Source organism: Chryseobacterium taeanense, from assembly GCF_900099685.1.
GTDB classification, from domain to species: domain Bacteria; phylum Bacteroidota; class Bacteroidia; order Flavobacteriales; family Weeksellaceae; genus Chryseobacterium; species Chryseobacterium taeanense.
This window is the reverse complement of the sequence record NZ_FNDW01000006.1, coordinates 264886-285714: the sequence shown is the minus strand read 5'-3', so window position 1 is coordinate 285714 and position 20829 is coordinate 264886. Positions and strand designations below refer to the sequence as shown.

Below are 20829 nucleotides of genomic sequence, written 5' to 3'. Positions count from 1 at the left end.
TTATAGATTTTTAAGAAGAAGATAAATTGATAAAGCTGTCGTAATAACAGAGACTCCTGTTGTAAGTGTCTGAATAGGATCTTTTCCTAAGCCATTCAGGCTTTTTGATCTTGTATTCAGATAGATTTCGTCTCCGTTCTGTACGTAATAGTAAGGTGAATTCATTACATCTTCTCTCGTGAGATCGATCTTCGCTATTTTAATTCCTTCAGGAAGTTTTCTGTGAATAACAATATTTTTTTTATCAATAGTCCTGTTTAGTCCTCCGTTGATAGCAATCGCTTCGGAGATATTGAGGGTATTTTTGTGGGCTACCTTTTCCCCGGTAAGTCCGGTCGTTTCTACGTCTCCTATCAGATAGTAGGTGATCCCGTCGGTATTCAGCCTTACTTCAGATTTTCCTTCCTGAAAATTTTCATTAACCTTGGTCTGTATTTCCTGAGCAACCTCATCAATTGTCCTCCCTTCAGCTTTAATATATCCTATACCGAATACATTAATATCTCCGTTGGAATCTACTTTCAATCCGTTAAAATAAAAAACAGCATTTCCTCCTGCCCCTGATCCTCCACCGATTCCGTTACTGCGGCTTAATGCGGGCGAAGAATTACCTGCTCCTGCGGTCACGGCAGATCCGGAAGTATTCAGAGAAGAATAAAACTGAGCAGCATCTCCTTTGGGAGTGGTAACGATATTAAGATTTAAAATATCATTTCTGGTAATCCTGTAAACAGGAATATTGTATGGAACAAGACCTTCTTCATTGATGACAAGGCTTTCGTTGGGTTGCATATATCTGACATCTTTTGTTGTAATGCAGGATGTCATCACAAAGGGCAACATTAAATAAAATAAATACTTGTATTTTTTCATCATATTTGTAAATTAATGCAAAAGTAGAGATTTAATCTTTAGTGTTTTTAATATTTTTAAAAACATAAATAAAATCCGGAATATAAGCTCCTAAAAAGCCTAAAGATAAGATTACGAGCAATAGAATATTGACGTTCATGTGTCTGAGAAAATAAGCTACACTTACCACAAAAAGATAATACATAATAATATAGAAAGATGATCTTCTGTGAGTAAGGTTGAGCTTTAAAAGCTTGTGGTGTATATGATTTTTATCCGCATCAAACGGAGATCGTTTGTTGAGTATTCTTACGATAATCACATTCAGAGTATCTACAATCGGCAGAATGAGAATAGCAACAGCTACAACAGGGGCAGACTGAAGATGATACCTGGGAACATCGGGAAGTTTTTTATCTATAAAAATATCGATAAAGCATATTGAGGTAAATGCCAGCAGAAATCCCAGCAGCATGGAGCCGGTGTCTCCCATGAAAATTTTATTTGTGCGATAATTGGAAAGATTATAATATAAAAAAGCCAGAACGGCTCCAATGATAATCACTGACAAAATCACAAGGGGATAATTATACTCTCCCAAACGGTAATAACTAATCCCAAACAGTGCGCTGCATATAAAAGAATAACCTCCAGCAAGTCCGTCGATACCGTCGATAAGATTAAAAGCATTGATAAGAATAATAAAGGTAATTATGCTAAAAATAACACTCACGAAATATTCAATCTCATAGATTCCGAAAATACCGAAAAGATTTCTTATCCTGATATCTGAACCGATAACAATAAGTATAGAAACAACAACCTGTGCCACGAGTTTTTTGTAGGCTCTCATCACCACGATATCATCCATCACGCCTACATACAGCAGAATAACCAGAGAAGCAAACAGGAATTTATAAAGATCAAAAAGTTCGTAAGCAAAAATAGGTGCGCAGATTCCTATCGAATAGAAAATAGCAATTCCTCCCAGATTAGCGATTTTCCGCAAATGAGAACTTCTGATTCCCGGCTCATCCATCAGATTTTTCCTTCTGGAAATTTTGATAATGGTAGGTATGGAAAAAAATGTGATTAAAAAAGAAAATAAAAACCCCAGTATTATCTTGATACAAAATATAGGGAGACCTGTCTGGTTTAGGAACAATTCAAAATTTTTCATCTTTTTTTCATTTAAAGCACTGCTTCTCATGAAGAAATTCGGAATAAATATGTGTTATTTTTACTTCCGAAACAGTACTAACATTTGTGTTACATTAATTTTCTTATCAGTTTTTTCTGCCTGGCAAAAAACAGAAGATAAAATATACTTTTTTTCAAAGGCAAAGATAATAGATAATTCTTACCAAAACGAGTATAATTCAAAATATTTTTCAGTTTTATATCACTTTTATGTATGAATTGTTCTAAATTTTCAGACATTCTATAAAAAACATCATCATCTTTTATAAAAGCGAGATAAGCAATAAAGGAGTATATGCCTTCAAAAATCAGAAAGTTTTCAAGCTCTTTTTTCCGATCTGCATAAGTCGTTTTATTGAAAAATTCCTTTACGTCTTCTATTGCTTTAAAAATATCAAGACCCTTTTCGGTATGTGTTTTTGTAATGGAGTCTGATCTTTCAAGATATTGATAATGGAAATTCTGTGTCTGAGCGATGGTTTTACACATTAATAAAAGCTGCGGGATCAGCTGAATATCTTCAAAATGAACATTTCTTTTAAACCTTTTTTCATTAAAAAGCGTCTTCCTGAATAATTTATTACAGGCAAAATAACTTATATCCGAAAACACAGAAAAATTCTTTTCAAGATCAATTTTTTCGGGCATATTGGGAACCTGAGTCAGCTTCTGTACAATCTTTCCTTTCTGATTTACTTTCTGAATATTACAGATCACCATCTCTGCGTTATGCTTTTCAGCCAGCCCAACCATATCTTCATACATGTTGGGCGTAATATAATCATCACTGTCTACAAATCCTATATAATCGCCGGCCGCCCTGTCGATACCGAAATTTCTGGCATCACTCAGTCCGCCGTTTTCTTTATTGAAAGATTTTATTTTATCGGGATATTTGCGCGCATAATCTGTAATAATCTGTGCAGAGTTATCTGTACTCCCATCATTTACCACCAGAATTTCGACATTCTGATAGGTTTGACGGATCACAGAATCGAGACATTTTGCAAGATATTGCTCTACATTATAAACAGGAATAATTATAGAAATTTTTGAGGGAACTTGTGTCATGAATTAATTTTTCGTCAGTCGTGTGTTTAGCCAGCCTTTTTTAGCTTCATCAAAATCTTTTCTGGAACAGGGGACGCAGTTTTCTATATTCTCATCATCCCCGAAATACCAGAGGTTACTGAAAGTATCCCGCTTAAAAGTGTACTGTCGGTCATCAATCAACACATAGAATATTTCGTAATGCCTTTCTTTCGGGTGAGATCTCTGAATATTAATTCCTTCGATCAGATACCAGATCATTTGTGCGAGAAGCTGATGATTGAGCTGATTTTCAGAATAAATATTATAATTAAAAATCCCTACGGATTTAAGGTTTTCACTCAATCCTATTTCTTTCATATAGGCGCAGACCTCCCTTCTGTTCAGTCCGTTTACTTGCGGGTTCATGGAAAAAGGTTCACCAAAGCTTTCAATCGCATCACAATTTACCGTCACAAGATCTGCCTTTCTGAAAAACGGCTCCGTTTTTTCCGTAGAGTTCATCATTTCAGCAAGACGAACGATGTCAAATTCCACTTCCTTGATTAATCTTACAGAGTCTGCTTCATTCAGATGTTTCTGATATCCTAAATGATGATAATTCTTAATGGAAAAATTCTTGGATCCGAATATTTTGCTTAAAAAAGTATATTCGTCAATCATCTCACCCTGTTTCAGGGAAATAATATTACTAATCTGCGTATAATTAATATTTTTAGTGTGAAAATTCAGCGCCGAAAAAAGGGAAAAGGCAAAATCGTTGGAACCTCCTATAATCACCGGAATAGCTCTTTTATAATGACAGGCCGACAAGACTTCCTGTAAAATATAGTGAGAATCCTGAACCGTTTTTCCGGAAACCAGATCTCCCAGGTCTACAACAGGAATCTCAAAGTCAAGTTGTGACAATTTATAAAACTCTCTTCTGATCCCGGTAAAATCCTGCACCTCAGCATCACCGTTCGCTCCTCTGTAGTCGGAAACGAACAGCAGGACAATACTGTCTTCTTTAATATTTTTTGTGATATGATTCCCGATCTGCCAGCTTTCTGTCTTGAAATTTCTGGGCGAAATGATAAAATCTTCAAAATCCATTTGTAGTCCGCATTATTTTCACAAACTTACAAAAAGTTCGCGGCTTAATAACTTTGTTAAAGTTATCCAGAGAAAAATTATTTTTTATTTAAAATCTCAAAAACATAAGTTGTAGAAGTTTCAAATTCTCCTCCTTGCGTTGCTCCAAATAAAAATCGCGGAGTTTCTCCATCTTTATCCAACAAAAGCATAGGTCTTTCCAGCCTTCCGAATCTGTTTAAATTCTTAGGAGGAGTTGGTTCGGTGATATAACTTTTCATATTAAGATAAGCGACTTCAGGTTTCGACCAGTGAATACCGTCTTTTGTGGTTAGATGTAACCCAAATTCATGATTAAAAAATCCCATATCACGAGCAATCATATGATATTTCCCTTTTTGTTTCCAGACAAAAGCGTCTTCCAATTGAGCATTATCCGGCAATGATGAAAAATCAATCACAGGATTTTCGGATATTTTTATGTAAGGCCCTTCCGGGGAATCTGATTTTGCTAAACCATATTTTCTATTTCCACGAATTGATCCTTTTTGAGTTTCGTATTCATGAGTGTTCCATGATTTATAAAATAACCAGTATTTTCCGTCGTTACCTTTCACAAAAGCAGGATTTGTTGTGCAATGGTCGTCCCACGAACCCTCTTTTCCGGGAAGCAATAAAGGTTCATCTGGTCTTTCCCATTCTCCATAAAGACTTTTTGAAGTTGCTAAACCAATTCTTTTGGTATTGGTTTTTCCATTGGAAGTTCCCATAAAAAACAACAAATATTGATTTCCGACTTTCTTAATTAAAGGATTGTGACAAGTCGTTGCGTCCCAAAAGCTTCCACCTCTTGGCGTAAGAATGACTTGCTTATGTTCAAATGTATCAAATGGAGAATTTGCTTCTGCACGACAAATTTCAGAACCGTTGAGCCAACCTCCCATTCCTTTTTCTTTTTTCCATCGGGAATAAAAAAGATGAACCTTTCCATCTTCGCCCCAAATCGGAGAACTGCACCAAATGTAATATCCTTCCAAAGCAAGCGATCTCCCAATTGGTTTTAAATTGAAATATGGTTTTTCGTCTGAAGACAATAAGCTCGTAAACGATGATCCAAAAAATACAGCCGCAATTCCTAACGCTGAAGTTTGCAGAAATTCTTTGCGCGTGAAGGGTTTTTCCATTGCACTTATTTTAAGGCTAATTTAGAAGAAACGGATAAATTATGTATCCTGCGCTTTGGGGCATAATAATTAAGAAAATTCACAATAAATATACATTAAGCTTTTTTTAAACTTACTTTGGATTATGGTTTTCCGTAAATTCAAAGTTAAAATAAGCAATATATTTGAAAATTCCTTAACTACTTAAATGAAAAATAAAGTTCTATTTGGAAGTATGTTATCTTTAGTTTTTGGAACTGCAATTTATATATTGTTCAGATCTTCTTCGTTAAAAATTTTTAATTGGTTAGAAGTGTTAAATATAGATTTTTTAAGTTCAGATTTCAGAAAATTCAGTATTTCCCACATCGAAAGCTTTCCAGATTGGTTTCTATATTCTTTGCCAGATGGTTTATGGATTACTTCTTATACATGTCTCATAATCTATATATGGAATTTCAAAATTAAATTACAAAGTATTTTTTGGATCAGTATAATTCCTTTCATCGCAATTTCATCAGAAATTGGTCAAGGGGTAGATTTTGTGCAGGGAACTTTTGACTCTCTGGATTTACTATTTTATGTACTTGGCTTTATTATCCCTTTAATATTAATATTTAAAAAAAACATTATAAATTCTAATACTATGAACAAAATTCTAAAAACTATGGCTTCAATTGGAACATTTGTATTTTTTATCTTTATCGCTTTTGGAAGTGAAGACGAAAAAAAATCAGAAACTTCAATTACTACATCTATCGAAAATAAGAAAAATGCCTTATCTACAATACCTTTAAAAACAAGATTAGAAAATAATATTAAAAGTTTAAAATCTGATGATTTTACAAAAGATATTAATTCTCTTGATGGAATTGTTATTTCAATAGCATTATATAAAGCATATTTTCAAATAATAAAAGAAGGTAAAGAGAGTCAAAATCCGGAGGAACAAAAACTAGCAAAGCAACTTGAACAAAAGGTTTCAAATTCACAAATAAAAAACTTTCCTAAATTACGAGCTAAATATGCCAAGCTAATTGGGGATAAACTATGGGAAAACGATGTAGATGTTAGTGTTGGTGGTGTAAGAAATATCAATTTAAATTTAACCGCTCATTATTTTGCATCCAATAAAAATATTAAGGAAAGCCAAGAAGCACTTCACGAAATGTTAATTAATCTACGTTTCAAACAAACTAACTACAGATGGTATAAAGGTGAGGATGAATATACATATTATACTATTGAATCACCGAAAGATTCAGAAGTTATAGAGTAAAATTAAATAAAATAGCAAATCAAAATGACGAGTTAGTCTACCAAACCAAAAAAGCACAGACCAAAAATCTGTGCTTAATATTTTATAAAAACTATTTATTTCTTCGCCGCCGGTTTCTTCGCCGCCGGCTTTTTCGTTGTCGTCGTTGTCTTTTTCACAGTTGCAGCTTTCTTCGCCGCCGGTTTCTTTTTCTCTGCAAAAGCTTTCGGATCCTGATCGGTGATCCATTTTTTAACCTCATCCAAAGAAACTTCTTTCAGCTCTTCGGCATCGTATTTAGAATCATCCTTTTTCTTCGGAATCTTGAACATTGCTTTTCCAAATTTAACGAAAGGTCCCCATCTTCCGTTTTCAATGGAGATCTTTTCTTTTTCCCATTGCTGGATGTATCGATTGGCTTCTTTTTCAAGTTTAGCATCGATCAATTCGTTGATATCGCTTTGAGAAAGATTTTCAAAATCATATCTCTTCGGAACGTTTACAAAAATACTCTGATATTTAATGAAAGGGCCGAATCTTCCTGTTCCTTTTGTTACAGGTTCACCTTTGTATGTAGCAATCGGCGCGTCTGCAATTTTCTTTTCGTTGATAATTTCTTCCGCACGTTTCTGATCTACAGAAAGCGGATCTTCACCTTTCGGAATACTGATGTAAGTTTCTCCCCATTTCACATAAGGCCCAAATCTTCCTACACCCACTGAAACCGGCTGTCCGTCAACTTCACTTAAATCGAACGGGAGCTTGAATAATTCCATTGCTTCTTCGAAAGTGATGGTTGCGATATTCTGACCAGCCATTAATGAGGCAAAAATTGGTTTTTCTTCGTCGTCCGTTTCGCCAATCTGGATCATTGCTCCGAATCTTCCGATTCTGGCATGAACATTTTTACCGGTTTTCGGATCAACCCCAAGAAGTCTGTCGCCCGTTGCTCTGTCAGCATTTTCTTCTACATCTTCAATTCTCGGATGGAATTTTGAGTAAAAGTCCGTCATCATGTTTTTCCATTTCTGGTCACCGCTTGCAATTTCATCGAAGCTTTCTTCTACTCTGGCTGTAAAACCGTAGTCAAGAATTTCCTTAAAATTATCTGTAAGAAAGTCATTCACGACTTCACCGATGTCCGTAGGAACGAATTTATTTTTATCGCCCCCGAATTTTTCTTCGAGGACTTCTTTTTTAATTTTATCTTTTGCTAAAGAAATCTTTACCACTTCTCTTGTTTGTGGCTCGATTTCACGCTTATCAACATATTCACGATTCTGAATGGTCTGAATGGTTGGCGCATAAGTAGAAGGACGGCCGATTCCCAATTCTTCAAGCTTTCTTACCAGGCCAGCTTCGGTGTATCTTGCACTTGGCCTTGTGAATTTTTCTGCCGCTGTAATTTTTTTATAGTCTAAAACTTCTCCCACATTTACTTTCGGAAGCAGTTTTTCGTTGTTTTCTTCGTCGTCGTCTTCAGTTTTTACAATACCGTACGCTTTTAAAAATCCATCGAAAATAATAACCTCTCCCTGGGCTTCAAAATGCTGCGGCAATTTGGCATTACCAATTTCGATTACCGTTTTCTCAATTTTAGCATTCGCCATCTGAGAAGCTAATGTTCTTCTGTAAATCAGCTGGTACAATCTGTTCAGCTGTGCATCTCCGATACTTTTCACGGTAAAATCAGTCGGACGGATCGCTTCGTGAGCTTCCTGAGCCGATGATGATTTGGTAGTATAATTTCTTGGTGAAGAATACTCAGCTCCGTATTCTGAAGTGATCTGCTTTTTTGCTCCGTCAATAGCTTCCTGAGAAAGATTTACCGAGTCAGTTCTCATATAGGTAATGTATCCCTCTTCATATAATCTTTGTGCCAGACGCATGGTGTTGGTCACATTATATCCTAATCTGGAAGAAGCTTCCTGCTGTAAGGTAGAAGTCGTAAAAGGCGCTGAAGCAGATCTTGTTCCCGGTTTTGTCTCAACATTTAAAACTTTAAATTCTGTTGTTTTTGCCAGTTCCAGAAAATTTTCTGCATCCTGTTCCTTATCAAAATCTTTTTTAAGTTTTGCTGAAATCTCCTGGCTGGTTTTATTCAGGAAAACACCATCAACTTTGAAGCTTGCTTTCGGAACAAATTCACGGATTTCTTTTTCTCGCTCAACAATCAGTCTCACTGCTACCGACTGCACTCTTCCGGCAGATAATCCCGGTTTCACTTTCTTCCATAGCACGGGTGACATTTCAAAACCTACGATTCTGTCGAGTACTCTTCTCGCCTGTTGGGCATTTACGAGATTCTGATCGATATCTCTAGGGTTATCGATTGCTTTTAGAATGGCATTTTTAGTAATTTCATGGAAAACAATTCTTTTTCTGTTTTCAGGTTTCAGTTTCAGCTCGTCTGCAAGATGCCATGCAATGGCTTCTCCTTCACGATCTTCATCGGAAGCCAGCCAAACCATATCGGCTTTTTTCACAGCAGCTTTCAGTTCTGTTACCAATTTCTTTTTGTCTGCAGAAACTTCGTAATCGGGACTGAAGGTAGCCAAATCGATCCCCATTCCTTTTTTAGGCAGATCACGGATGTGTCCGAAACTGGATTTCACTTCGAAATCCTTTCCTAAATACTTCTGAATCGTTTTTGCTTTTGCCGGTGATTCGACGATTACTAAATTTTTCGACATTCTAAAAATTTTTTGCAAAAGTAAAGTTTTTTTATTAGATAGGTTTTTGGAATTACATTTTATTTAATAATTCTATAGGTGCAATGAACAGTCTGTAGAATATTCCTTCAAATGTGAAACCTCTTCCTGACATTTCAACTCTATAGATGAGCGAGAAAATAATGATGAACATGGTGATGTAAAATTTCCTGTTCACGACTATTGGTTCTGATGCTAAAACCGAGTCGCTTTCAGGCAGTAGCAGGGTAAAAGCTACGATAATAAGCATCATATGAATATACATCCATCTTCCCCAATCGATCGCCAGATAAAATAGCGGAAGCGAGAACAAAAAAGCGCCGATTAACAAAATAGATATAACCTTTCTGTCTTTTAGAAATTTTAAATAATAATAAAGATGAAAAATACTGAACGCTAAACTGATGAAATATAAAAGATATTCACCCCAATGTTCTTTAATGTAATCTCTTTCATTAATATTCCAGTAAAATATTCCGTAAGTGGGATGAACACCTCTTGAGGCGAGAATTTGTAACGACTGTCCTTCATTTACATTTTTCCCGAACGCTAAAATCAGCAAAACAGGAATTCCGGCTGAAAGGAAATATTTGATATATCTTCTGTACTCGAACTTTCCTTTCTTCAGATACAGTGCAATGGCAAAATACGGAACGTAAAAAAGAACTACTTCGTGCAGAAAAGTTGTTATAAAAATTGCCATACAAAAAAGATATTCTTTATTTTTTGAAAGCTTATCGTTATTGAGCAGATACACGAAACAGGTGAAGATCAGAAAGACAATAAATTCTTTCTTGCCAACATAAGTAACCGTATTTAAAAGTCCGACGAAACCCAAAGACGACATCAATAGCGACAGATAAAGTAAGTCGGTGACTTTATATCGTATAAGCTTGGTGTACATCAGAAAAAAGCCTGAAATAATGAGAAACTGAGCGAAATAGACAAGATAATTAAGCCTTAAACCTGTTAAGTCCTGTAAGAGAAAAAAGAAACTGCCGGACAATCCTCTTCTTTTAAATCCTCCATCCTGATAATTAATCAGCCAGTCGGCGAGAATGTAGCCGTCGTCTTTAAAGTTGTAGTAATAAGTAAATACAAGTGTATAAACAGCCGTAACTGCAATTAAAAAATAAATAAAAATCTTAATGTTGAAGTATTGTGTAGGCTTCTCTATCATCATTATGTGTTTTAATAAATTGAACGTTTAAAAAGAATGAATTCCGAAAAGGTGCAGAAAAAATCTTAATGGCAGCCCTGTTTGTATTCCTATCAATGCGGAAGGAACTCTGTAGACGAAATCAGCCAATAGAACAAGGAAGATAAAAATCAACATTCCGCGGTTCTTGAAAATCTCAACGTTAAAAAAACTGGTTTCAGAAACAGGAATCAGAGAAATAAGAAGTATTTCAAAAAGAATAAAACTATTGTAGAACCATCTTCCTACATCAATAGCAATTAGAAATAAAGGAATACTTATGAAAAAAGCAAGTGCAAAAGAGATTAAAAGTTTTTTTCTGTTTTCCGGCGGAAACTTCTTCAGAAACATATAAAATATCACAAAACCTAGTTGAAGCGCCACACTTATAACATACAAACTCAGGTTTTTAATTTCTTTTGTGTAATAATCTATTTTAATAAGTTGCGTTTCTTTCCACTGGAAAATATTTTCTTCCTGAAGATTAATCTTGCATTCTCTGATGATCTGTAAGGTTTTATGGTAATCGGTATTGATTCCTGTCAATAAGATAATTCCTGCCGGAATGCCAAACGAAAGCATAATGAGTAGAAACATTTTGACATCAATCTTTTTATTGTGAAAGTAGAGAGCAATTAAAAAGTATGGAGTATAAAAAACAAAACTTTCATGAATGAACACCGAAACGGCAAATAATACCAGAAAGATATATTTTTTGGTTTTGGTAAGCTTATTTTGTGAAAGATAGTAGATAAAAGCAACAAAAAGTAGCCATAAAATGCCATCTTTCCTTGCTCCTATCGCAGGATCGGAAAAAAATCCCCACAGGCAAAACGGAGTGAGGAGAAACAAAGCATCTATTATATTGGCTTTTTTAAATCTGAGAAGTTTATAAAGAAAATAGAAGAACAATACATACACAATCGTTTGTGTGAAGAACACCGAGTACTGAACCTTTATCGAAAATACTTTATATAAAAAAATAAAAACAGTTCCGGATAAACCTCTCCTGCCGAAACCTGCCTCCTGATAATTAATCAGCCAGTCGGCAAATGCATATCCGTTGCATGTAATATATGCAAAATATACTTTGAAAATACATAAGAAAATAACAATAATGAAATAGAGAACGAATTGATAACTTGTGTTTTTTTTCATCTTTAAAATTTGATTGTGTTAGAATTAATCTCATTTTTAAAAGAGCTTGATTTGTGTTTATCAGATGTGCGAAATTACGCATTTTCTTTTAAGCTTTACTTATTTTTAATTACTGTATATTAATTATTTCATTACTTTTGCATCACACAGACTTTGAAAAACACAATTTATGCATCTATTGCACCCCTACTATTTAGTTCCCTTCATTATCATTCTATGCCTGAGCTTTGCCGAAGCCTACCGGGACGAAAAACCAAGTACAAAATACCTGATTCCCATTGCTGCATGGTTTATCCTTGTTGTCGGTTTCAGAGATGCCGGGCCGGATTACGGGAGTTATAAAAACATTTATCTTTGGTACAGTTCCCACACGAATTATACAGATATTTTCAGGAAAGCACTTAAATTGGATAGCCCGCTGGATATGGAATGGCTGTATATTCTTATCAATAAACTTATATTTGATGTTTTCCTGGCACCACCTTTCTATATAGTCACCTTTTTTCTGGCATTGATCTCTATTCCGTTAAATTATATAAACATCAAAGAAAATTCTCTCTACCCTTATACCACAATTCTACTCTTCTTTTTTCCGAGTTTCTTCATTGGGGAAAACGGACAGATGCGACAGGCGCTGGGAACAATTATCTGTTACTTTTCAATACGTTTTATTAAAGAAAGAAAGGTTTGGTATTATCTTATCTGCATTTATTTGGCAATGGGAATCCATAATGTGTGTATCTTTTTCCTGCCTATGTATTGGCTTGCCAGAGTTCCTATCAATAAAACGATTATGGCAACCGCTATCATAGGATCAATGATTCTTTCTCCATTTGAGATATACAAATATTTCGGCAGCTTGCTCCCCGAAGAAAGCAGTTTAATGACCGGATTCAATAACTATATTAATCTGAGTTCTACCACGGAAAGACTGAATGGCGGAATTGGTGTTCCTGAAGGAAATGCTATACTTTCCACAATATTTTTATTTGCATTCGACAATAACATGAAAGAAAAGTATCCTTACTATGAATACATGAGAAATTTTTGTGTATTGGGAATATGTTTCTTTTTTATCTTCAGAGGAAGTACTATATTTTCTTCCAGACTTACCGGCATCTTCTTTACGGCAACAGGATATTTAATGCCGTATGCCATGTATTCGGCGAATAGTGGCAACAAAAAAATAATACACACGATCATTATCTGCTACAGCCTTTTCAACTTTATTATTTTTTCCAGCTTTAAAAATATCGAAAGAGGAAAATTTACGATTGATACCTATTCAAATTTTCTTCTTCCTTAGTTCTTTCGACTTCAGTTTGTGAAGCCGCTATTATTCCCGTAATAATCAATGGTAGAAAAAGTCTTGTTTCCCAGAAAAGTCCTACCGAAGCAATCATAACGAGATAAGGTGAAGAGAAAATCAGATATTTGCAGATCAGTAGTTTTCCTGTTTTTTCAGACATTTTATAGCTGAAGTAAAGGCTTAATATTCCGAACAAAAGTCCCAGAAGGTTGTAAGGGCTTGTGAAGTTTTTAACGAAATAAATTCCTTCTGCAAATGATGCCTGCTGCCGGATCATCAGCCGCAAGCCAATATACGGCAAAACAAAAGCAAGTACCAGGAAGAAAGTTTCTTTAAAAAAGACAAAATTTCTTTCGCTAAGACTTTCATAATTAATAAATATCGCTGCAAAAAAAGCAATATTAAGACAGGCCGTTTCTCTGACGAACGTCGAAATAAAAATAATCAAGCCTAGAACAATCAGATCTGAACGTTTTCTTTTTTGCCAATATTTCAGGGTGAAAAAGATTCCTAGAACGTAAAAAAAAATCGCTAAACAATCGCAGTTTGTAGGAACGTACTGCACAATCACAATGAAAAATACTGCGATCAGATGAAGCATTCTTTTCGCATTTTCATTTAAAAGAAGCGTAACAGGTTTTAATTTAAAAATTTTATCCAAAAAAACAGAGGTAAGAATAAAGAAGAATACATTAATAAGAAAAGTACTGTGATAAAAAAATGATCCCTGTTTCAAAAGAAAGTTTTTTGCAGAAGGCAGGTAATTATCAACTATAAATATTACTGATTCCGTAACATGAACACTTAAATAATTCGGGATAACACGATAGGCATACACCGAAGAAAACATAAAATCAGGCGCTTTTTCCCAGGATTTGATTCCTATTACATAAGAAGTTTCAAATCCATAATAGGACATGAAAAATAATAGGAACGGGAGTGCAATGACGAACAAAAATTCGTTTAATTTTTCATCAAATGTTTTAAACATATTAGATCTAAGCGTACACTCAGGTATTTATATTATTAATGGGGGACTCTTACAAAAGTATATATTTTTTTTATTTCAATTAAATATTTTATTGATTTTCAGACAAACTTATGTTAAAAATTTTCAAACTGTGATGAAAAAATTAAATTTGCAAACTTGATTTAATAATCTGATGCATCGTTTTTTCATTTTTTTATATTACCTGATTTCTAAAAACAGGCTTCTTTCCATACTGCTTGCAGTCGGAATTGCTGTCATATGCAGTTTTTTCGCTTCAAAAATTAATTTTGAAGAAGACATCAACCAGATTATTCCGAAAAACGAAAAGTCTGACCTTACGGCAAAAGTTCTTCAGCAGATCAATTTTTCTGATAAAATCATCGTTATTATTGAAAACAAATCCAGAGAAGACAATTTTCAGCTTTCTGAGACGGCCGATATTTTTTTGAAAAAAACCGAACCTTTACAAAAATACATAAGCTCGGTTCAGGGAAAGGTAAATGATAACGAAATTTCAGAAACATTCGATTTCGTCAACCAGAATCTTCCTTTATTCTTAGATGAAAACGATTACAAAAGCATCGATCGTAAGCTGAATAAAGACAGTCTTGCCAAACAAGTTGAAAGCAATTACATTTCATTATCTTCCCCGACAAGTCTGGTGACCAAAGAATTTATTAAAAAAGATCCTCTCGGCATTACTTTTTTAGGAATAAAAAAACTGAACGCCTTAAATATCAGCAAAGATTTTAAACTCGAAAACAGCTACATTGTTACCAAAGACAGAAAAAATCTTCTGCTTTTTATTGATCCGAAAAATAAAAGCAATGACACTAAAAACAATGAAGTTTTTGTCAATCAGCTTAATGAAATAAAGGACAACCTCAACAAACAATTTAAAGGAAAAACAGAGATCAGCTATTTTGGTTCTCCGGTCATTGCGGTTGCAAATGCCCAGCAGATCAAAAAGGATATTCAAAATACGGTAATGATTTCCATGACTGTACTTTTGATTTTACTGATCTATTACTTCAGGAACTTCTTTACTCCGATTATTGTTTTTCTGCCAACGGTTTTCTCGGTTTTGCTGGCCTTATTGATTCTGTACTTTATTAAAGACAAAGTTTCGGCCATTTCGTTGAGCGTTGGCGCTATCCTGATCGGGATAACGATCGATTATGCTCTTCACATTCTTACGCATTACAAACACAACAATAATATAGAAGAACTTTATAAAGAAATTACGCAGCCTATCTTACTAAGCAGTGCGACAACAGCTGTTTCGTTTCTTTGCCTTGTGTTTGTTCGCTCCGAAGCACTGAAAGATCTGGGTCTTTTCGCTGCCATTACGGTAATATTATCATCCTTTACGGCATTAATTATCGTTCCTCAATTGTATCATCCGAAAAAGGAGAAGAAAGCCAATACCAATTTTATTGACAAAATCGGATCTTATCCCTACGAAAAGAACAAACTTCTGATTATCGGTTGTTCTGTCATCATTATTGCTTGTCTATTCGGGTTCAAGCATGTCGGATTTAATGAAGACATCGGCGATTTAAATTATATTCCAAAAGATTTGAAAATCAGTGAAGCCAAACTTCAGAAACTTTCTGATATCACTTCAAAATCAATTTATACGATTTCTTACGGAAATTCTGCGGAAGAAGCACTTACGAAAAATTCAGAGCTAAGTAATTTTCTGGAAAAAGAGAAGGATCAGGGAAAAATATTAAGCTATAGTTCTTTGGGAAAAGTGGTTTTATCGGAAAAAGATCAGCAGAAAAAAATAAAAGAATGGAATGAATTCTGGACGAATGAAAAAAAGTCTAATACCATTTCTGAATTAATCAAAAATGGTAACACATATGGCTTTAACAGCACAGCATTCAGCCAATTTAATGATAATTTGAATAAAAGCTACTCGCCATTAACTCTTAAAGATTACGAAAAAATAAAAGCACTGCAGATTTCCGAATTTCTGAACCAGGAAAACGGATTTTATACAGTATCAAACGTCGTAAAAGTAGATAAAGACAAAAGAGATGCTTTCATTAAGGATGTTGAAAAGAAACAGGATGTTCTTGCCATCGACCGCCAGCAGATGAATGAAAATTTCCTGGGTTTACTGAAAAGGGATTTCAACACGCTGATTAATTATTCACTTTTAGCTATCATTTTAACGATCATCGTATTTTTCAGAAATTTTGAGCTTACTGTTTTGACCATGTTCCCGATTGTTCTGACCGGAGTTGTAACCGCAGGGATCCTGTATTTTCTCGGACTGGAACTGAATATCTTCAGCACTGTTGTCTGTACCCTTATTTTTGGGGTAGGCGATGATTTCAGTATTTTCCTTACTCAGGCCATGCAAAAAGAGCATACCACGGGTAAAAATGAGCTTCCCACATATAGAACCTCTATTATCTTGGCAGTTTTCACAACGATATTATCAATTGGTTCATTGATCTTTGCCAAACACCCTGCTCTACATTCGCTTGCTTTGGTAGCATTGATCGGGATGTTCTCAGTAATTATTATCACATCAACACTATATCCTTTTTGGTTCAGATTACTGATTACAAACAGAGCCAGAAAAGGACTGTCCCCGATTACATTCAGACTTTTTTCACATTCGGTGCTTTCTTTCTTGTATTACGGATTAGGAGGTTTATTCTTCTCGCTGGTTATCAGCCCTTTTACAAAAAACGCTAAAGTAAAGTCATTGAACTTTTTTAAATTAATTTCCGCAAGGTTTTTAACTTCTGTTCTGTTTACGAATCCATGGGTAAAGAAAAAGATCATTAAAGCTACGAAAGAAGATTTCAGCAAACCGGCTGTTATCATTGCCAATCATACGTCGTTTCTGGATACGCTCGCTATTTCAATGGTTACCCACAAGTTTGTTTTCCTTGTGAATGACTGGGTTTATCAATCTCCTATTTTCGGGAAAATGGTAAGAGCCTTGGGATGTTATCCTGTTTCTCAGGGTATAGAAAACGGAGTCGACAGACTGCAGGAAAAAGTAAACCAGGGCTATTCTCTTGTCGTCTTTCCTGAAGCGGAACGTTCTTATACGAACGATATCAAAAGGTTTCATAAAGGAGCATTTTATCTCGCAGAAAAATTTGGTCTGGATATTTTACCGGTTTATATTCATGGGAATTCTGAGGTTTTGCCTAAAGGAGATTTTATTATCTATGATGGTGCTATTACTGTGAAAATTGGTGAAAGAATTAGAAAAGAAGACGAAAGTTTCGGGAAAAATTACTCGGAGCGTACCAAGAAAATTAATGCATACTTCAGAAAAGAATTTGCAGTTCTAAGGAATGAACTTGAAGATGAAAATTATTTCAGAAAAAAGCTTTTTTTGAGTTTTTTATACAAAGATAATGAAGTTGTGAATGAGGTGAAAGAAGATTTTAAACAGAACAAATCTCTCTATTTTGAACTCAACAAGCACATCCCGAAAGATGTCAATATTCTTCATATCGCAAATGATTTTGGGCAGAAAGATGTTTTACTGACTCTGCAACAGGCAGGAAGAACAATTTTCAGTTACATTAAGGATGAAGAAAAAAGACAGATTGCCGAGCAGAATTATCTGGTAAAAAGAAGAAAAATAAATTATATAAAAAACAGTACCGAAATCACTAAAAAAATTGATTTACTGCTGGTTTCAGATGAAAATTTCGATATCAATACACTAGAGAAATTCCCTGAAACGATTATCTTTTGTACCAGAAAAAATAATATATTCAATAATGCTGATTATACATTAAAATTCAGTTCTGAATCATTAAAAATATTTAGTTCTGAATAATACATATGAAAAGCATATTTTTGTAACGGATAAAAAGAATTAATGAAAAAAAATATACTTGTTATATATTACACCCAGTCCGGACAGCTGGAAGATATCGTGAGAAATATCGCCCATCCGTTTGAAGAAAAAAGTGAAGAATATAACGTGACATACTACAACATCAGACTAAAAAAAGATTTTCCTTTTCCTTGGTCAGGTGATATATTTTTTAACACTTTTCCAGAATCTTATCTTCAGATTCCTAGCGAAATACTTCCTCCTCCCGAAGAAGTTGTCAATAAAAAATTTGATTTGGTAATTTTTGGATATCAGGTTTGGTATCTTACTCCTTCGATTCCGATTATATCATTCCTGAAAAGTGGATTTGCAGAAAACATCCTTAAAGACACTCCTGTCGTTACCGTGTCAGGAACCAGAAATATGTGGATGTTTTCCCAGGAAAAACTGAAAGTTTATCTAAAACAAATGCAGGCTAAACTTGTCGGGAATATCGCTTTGGTAGATAGACACGACAATTATACCAGTGTACTCACTATCCTTCGCTGGATGACTACCGGAAAAAAAGAAAAATCCGGGATGCTTCCGGCAGCAGGAGTTTCAGATGAAGAAATTAACGGCGCTGGAAAATACGGCAGAATTATTGAAAAACACTTTTCCGGAAATACGCTGGAAACCCTTCAGCCCGATCTCGTAAAAAACGGAGCAGTAGAAATACGTGCGTTTTTAGTAAGAGTCGAGAAAGTAGGCAATAAGATTTTTAAAGTATGGTCGAATCTTATTATAAAGAAAAAAGAAAAACGCCCATTGCTTATTAAATTCTTTAAGATATATTTGATGGCAGCTATATGGGTTGTATCACCTATAGTTCTGGTATTACATTTGCTTACAACACCTATCTTTTGGTTTAAAAGAAAAAAACAACGAGAATATTTACAAGGAATTAATATAAAATAGAATGAACGACGTATTTATAACAAAAGCATTTACATACTTACCTAATGAGCCGGTATCCAATGATGATATGGAAATCTATCTTGGTTATATAAACGGCGCTCCTTCAAAAGCAAAATCCCTGATTTTAAGAAATAATAAAATAACCACAAGGTATTATGCTTTAGACAAAGAAGGAAATCCTACACATACCAATGCCCAGATTACCGCAAAAGCCGTAGAAGGTCTTTTTGATGAAAATTTCAGTAAAGAAGATATAGAGCTTCTTTCATGCGGAACAACTTCTGCAGACCAGATTCAGCCTTCCCATGCATCCATGGTGCACGGTGAACTTAATATCGGTAAATCTATTGAAATCAATACTTCTACCGGACTCTGTAATTCCGGGATGAATGCTTTAAATTATGGATTTCTTTCTGTAAAAGCCGGCGTAAAACAAAATGCAGTATGCGTAGGCTCAGAAAGGTTTTCCTCTTGGATGACTGCAGATAAGTTCAATCATGAAGCGGAAAATCTGGTTCTTTTAGAAGAAAGACCTATCATTGCCTTTAAAAGAGAATTCCTGAGATGGATGCTTTCTGACGGCGCCGGAGCTTTCCTACTGGAAAATAAACCAAGAGAAAACGAAGTTTCTTTAAAAGTGGAGTTCATTGATTTCTATTCTTATGCTCACGAAATTGAGGCCTGTATGTATGCCGGTTGCGAAAAGCAGGAAGACGGAAGCCTGAAATCATGGGCCGATTATCCTTCTGATGAATGGCTGAAGCAATCTATTTTTGCATTAAAACAGGATACAAAAATTTTAGATCAATATATTTTGGTAAAAGGTGCCGAAAGCTTAAGAGCATCCTTCGACAAGCACAATCTTGATCCAAATACAATTGACCATGTGCTGGCGCATATTTCGTCAGGATATTTTAAAGAAGGCTTGAAAAACGAATTTGCCAACGTAGGTTTGGATTTCCCGTGGGAGAAGTGGTTCTACAACCTTTCTGAAGTAGGAAACATCGGAGCCGGGTCTATTTTCATTGCTTTGGAGCAGCTAATGAATTCCGGTAAATTGAAAAAAGGAGAAAAAGTACTACTTTGTGTTCCTGAAAGCGGAAGATTTGCTTACTCTTGTGCTTTATTAACTGTTTGCTAATGGAAAACAAATTACCAACATCTGACCAAAATTTTGTGGAAAGCTTAATTCCGCAAAGGTTTCCTTTTGTAATGGTAAACAGCATTCATGAATACTCTGAAACACAATTGATTTCAGGATTTGAAGTAAAAGAGGAAAACATTTTTGTTCAGGACGGGATTTTTCAGGCTTCAGGTTTGGTAGAACATCAGGCGCAGAGCGTGGCTTTGCATACCGGCTACAAATATTATTTATTGGGAAAAGAAGCCCCAACCGGTTACATTGGTGCCATCAAAACATTTGAAGCCATACAATTACCTAAATTGGGAGATCAGCTAACGTCAGAAGTTTCTATTATTAATGAAATGATTGGTGTTACATTGGTAGATGTCGTAACAAAGCTTAATGATGAGGTAATTGCAAAATCCCAGATGAAAACAGTTGTAATGTAATATTAAATATTTGAATTAAAACTTTGTGACATTTGCGTTAAAATTTAATTCAAAACAATATAGAATTTAATGGAAATCAAGGAAGAAAACATCATCAATATCCACAATTTTTTGCCACATCGCGAACCTATGCTGATGGCCGATTATATCCTGGAATTGACTAAAGAAAAAGTGGTAACTTCCTTTGAGATCAAAGAAAACAACATTTTTGTTCATAACAACGAGTTTCTAGAAGCAGGCCTGATTGAAAATCTTGCACAAACCTGTTCCTCAATTTTAGGGCAAAGCTTTTTCGAAAATCCGGAGACGGATACAAAGGTTATCGGTTTTATTACCAATATTAAAAAAATCGAAGTTTTTGCGTTGCCAAAGGTTGGTGAGAAAATTATCTCCAGAGCTTCACTGATTTCTCAGTTTGAGAATATCTGCAATATCTTTTGCGAAACTTTTCTTCATGACGAATTATTAATCAGAGCTGAAATAAATTTGTTTATTCAGGAAATAAAAAACTGA

At 34.8% G+C, this 20829-nt stretch carries 16 protein-coding genes; 7 read left to right on the top strand and 9 right to left on the bottom strand.

Features of this window, described 5'->3' with window-relative positions; translation table 11 throughout:
• From BLR30_RS10895 to BLR30_RS10875, 5 genes are all read right to left on the bottom strand, one after another.
• Positions 1-876 (bottom strand): polysaccharide biosynthesis/export family protein, encoded by an 876-nt coding sequence (locus tag BLR30_RS10895; RefSeq protein WP_089858273.1) that lies wholly within the window; start codon positions 874-876, stop codon positions 1-3.
• 28 nt (positions 877-904) lie between these two features.
• Entirely contained in the window at positions 905-2032 is a 1128-nt protein-coding gene (locus tag BLR30_RS10890) for a glycosyltransferase family 4 protein (RefSeq protein WP_089858341.1), read from the bottom strand.
• A gap of 89 nt (positions 2033-2121) precedes the next feature.
• The gene (locus tag BLR30_RS10885) at positions 2122-3123 is read right to left on the bottom strand and encodes a glycosyltransferase family 2 protein (RefSeq protein ID WP_089858270.1); all 1002 of its coding nucleotides are present in this window, start codon (positions 3121-3123) and stop codon (positions 2122-2124) included.
• A 3-nt stretch (positions 3124-3126) separates the two neighbouring features.
• The gene (locus BLR30_RS10880) at positions 3127-4197 is read right to left on the bottom strand and encodes a formimidoylglutamase (protein WP_089858266.1); all 1071 of its coding nucleotides are present in this window, start codon (positions 4195-4197) and stop codon (positions 3127-3129) included.
• 77 nt (positions 4198-4274) lie between these two features.
• Positions 4275-5360 carry a glycoside hydrolase family protein gene (locus BLR30_RS10875; RefSeq protein ID WP_089858263.1) on the bottom strand — a complete coding sequence of 362 codons (1086 nt, stop codon included), beginning with the start codon at positions 5358-5360 and terminating at the stop codon, positions 4275-4277.
• Between the two features lie 187 nt (positions 5361-5547).
• Between BLR30_RS10875 and BLR30_RS10870 the strand changes: the two genes are divergently transcribed.
• Positions 5548-6618 carry a hypothetical protein gene (locus tag BLR30_RS10870; protein WP_089858260.1) on the top strand — a complete coding sequence of 357 codons (1071 nt, stop codon included), beginning with the start codon at positions 5548-5550 and terminating at the stop codon, positions 6616-6618.
• A gap of 95 nt (positions 6619-6713) precedes the next feature.
• Here BLR30_RS10870 and topA read toward each other — a convergent pair whose 3' ends face one another.
• Genes topA through BLR30_RS10855 form a run of 3 tightly spaced genes read right to left on the bottom strand, consistent with a single transcriptional unit; the run spans position 6714 to position 11664 of the window.
• Positions 6714-9290 (bottom strand): type I DNA topoisomerase, encoded by a 2577-nt coding sequence (gene topA / locus BLR30_RS10865; RefSeq protein WP_089858257.1) that lies wholly within the window; start codon positions 9288-9290, stop codon positions 6714-6716.
• Positions 9291-9342: 52 nt separating this feature from the next.
• Positions 9343-10491, bottom strand: a complete 1149-nt coding sequence (locus BLR30_RS10860) for a hypothetical protein (protein WP_089858254.1) — start codon at positions 10489-10491, stop codon at positions 9343-9345.
• A gap of 24 nt (positions 10492-10515) precedes the next feature.
• Positions 10516-11664 (bottom strand): hypothetical protein, encoded by a 1149-nt coding sequence (locus tag BLR30_RS10855; RefSeq protein ID WP_089858251.1) that lies wholly within the window; start codon positions 11662-11664, stop codon positions 10516-10518.
• A 169-nt stretch (positions 11665-11833) separates the two neighbouring features.
• Between BLR30_RS10855 and BLR30_RS10850 the strand changes: the two genes are divergently transcribed.
• Positions 11834-12970 carry an EpsG family protein gene (locus tag BLR30_RS10850; protein WP_089858248.1) on the top strand — a complete coding sequence of 379 codons (1137 nt, stop codon included), beginning with the start codon at positions 11834-11836 and terminating at the stop codon, positions 12968-12970.
• On the opposite strand, the gene BLR30_RS10845 is transcribed toward BLR30_RS10850, so the two are convergent.
• Positions 12933-13964: a hypothetical protein gene (locus BLR30_RS10845; protein WP_089858245.1), complete on the bottom strand. Its 1032-nt coding sequence runs from the start codon at positions 13962-13964 to the stop codon at positions 12933-12935. The genes BLR30_RS10850 and BLR30_RS10845 overlap by 38 nt on opposite strands.
• Positions 13965-14136: 172 nt before the next feature.
• Here BLR30_RS10845 and BLR30_RS10840 point away from each other — a divergent pair, with 172 nt between their 5' ends.
• The 5 genes from BLR30_RS10840 (at position 14137) to BLR30_RS10820 (ending at position 20829) form a co-directional block, all read left to right on the top strand.
• Positions 14137-17787, top strand: coding sequence for an MMPL family transporter (locus tag BLR30_RS10840; RefSeq protein ID WP_089858242.1), 3651 nt, complete (start codon positions 14137-14139; stop codon positions 17785-17787).
• Positions 17788-17829: 42 nt separating this feature from the next.
• Entirely contained in the window at positions 17830-18744 is a 915-nt protein-coding gene (locus tag BLR30_RS10835) for a hypothetical protein (RefSeq protein ID WP_089858239.1), read from the top strand.
• A gap of 1 nt (position 18745) precedes the next feature.
• The gene (locus BLR30_RS10830) at positions 18746-19885 is read left to right on the top strand and encodes a dialkylresorcinol biosynthesis protein DarB (RefSeq protein WP_089858236.1); all 1140 of its coding nucleotides are present in this window, start codon (positions 18746-18748) and stop codon (positions 19883-19885) included.
• Positions 19885-20316 (top strand): hotdog family protein, encoded by a 432-nt coding sequence (locus BLR30_RS10825; RefSeq protein ID WP_089858233.1) that lies wholly within the window; start codon positions 19885-19887, stop codon positions 20314-20316. The genes BLR30_RS10830 and BLR30_RS10825 overlap by 1 nt, the downstream gene beginning before the upstream one ends.
• Positions 20317-20385: 69 nt before the next feature.
• Positions 20386-20829, top strand: a complete 444-nt coding sequence (locus BLR30_RS10820; RefSeq protein WP_089858229.1) for a hotdog family protein — start codon at positions 20386-20388, stop codon at positions 20827-20829.

What these genes read in the sequence shown, in the direction of transcription:
- BLR30_RS10895 (WP_089858273.1), bottom strand. Translation starts at nt 876, where the DNA reads ATGATGAAAAAATACAAGTATTTATTTTATTTAATGTTGCCCTTTGTG.
- BLR30_RS10890 (WP_089858341.1), bottom strand. Translation starts at nt 2,032, where the DNA reads ATGAAAAATTTTGAATTGTTCCTAAACCAGACAGGTCTCCCTATATTT.
- BLR30_RS10885 (WP_089858270.1), bottom strand. Translation starts at nt 3,123, where the DNA reads ATGACACAAGTTCCCTCAAAAATTTCTATAATTATTCCTGTTTATAAT.
- BLR30_RS10880 (WP_089858266.1), bottom strand. Translation starts at nt 4,197, where the DNA reads ATGGATTTTGAAGATTTTATCATTTCGCCCAGAAATTTCAAGACAGAA.
- BLR30_RS10875 (WP_089858263.1), bottom strand. Translation starts at nt 5,360, where the DNA reads ATGGAAAAACCCTTCACGCGCAAAGAATTTCTGCAAACTTCAGCGTTA.
- BLR30_RS10870 (WP_089858260.1), top strand. Translation starts at nt 5,548, where the DNA reads ATGAAAAATAAAGTTCTATTTGGAAGTATGTTATCTTTAGTTTTTGGA.
- topA (WP_089858257.1), bottom strand. Translation starts at nt 9,290, where the DNA reads ATGTCGAAAAATTTAGTAATCGTCGAATCACCGGCAAAAGCAAAAACG.
- BLR30_RS10860 (WP_089858254.1), bottom strand. Translation starts at nt 10,491, where the DNA reads ATGATGATAGAGAAGCCTACACAATACTTCAACATTAAGATTTTTATT.
- BLR30_RS10855 (WP_089858251.1), bottom strand. Translation starts at nt 11,664, where the DNA reads ATGAAAAAAAACACAAGTTATCAATTCGTTCTCTATTTCATTATTGTT.
- BLR30_RS10850 (WP_089858248.1), top strand. Translation starts at nt 11,834, where the DNA reads ATGCATCTATTGCACCCCTACTATTTAGTTCCCTTCATTATCATTCTA.
- BLR30_RS10845 (WP_089858245.1), bottom strand. Translation starts at nt 13,964, where the DNA reads ATGTTTAAAACATTTGATGAAAAATTAAACGAATTTTTGTTCGTCATT.
- BLR30_RS10840 (WP_089858242.1), top strand. Translation starts at nt 14,137, where the DNA reads ATGCATCGTTTTTTCATTTTTTTATATTACCTGATTTCTAAAAACAGG.
- BLR30_RS10835 (WP_089858239.1), top strand. Translation starts at nt 17,830, where the DNA reads ATGAAAAAAAATATACTTGTTATATATTACACCCAGTCCGGACAGCTG.
- BLR30_RS10830 (WP_089858236.1), top strand. Translation starts at nt 18,746, where the DNA reads ATGAACGACGTATTTATAACAAAAGCATTTACATACTTACCTAATGAG.
- BLR30_RS10825 (WP_089858233.1), top strand. Translation starts at nt 19,885, where the DNA reads ATGGAAAACAAATTACCAACATCTGACCAAAATTTTGTGGAAAGCTTA.
- BLR30_RS10820 (WP_089858229.1), top strand. Translation starts at nt 20,386, where the DNA reads ATGGAAATCAAGGAAGAAAACATCATCAATATCCACAATTTTTTGCCA.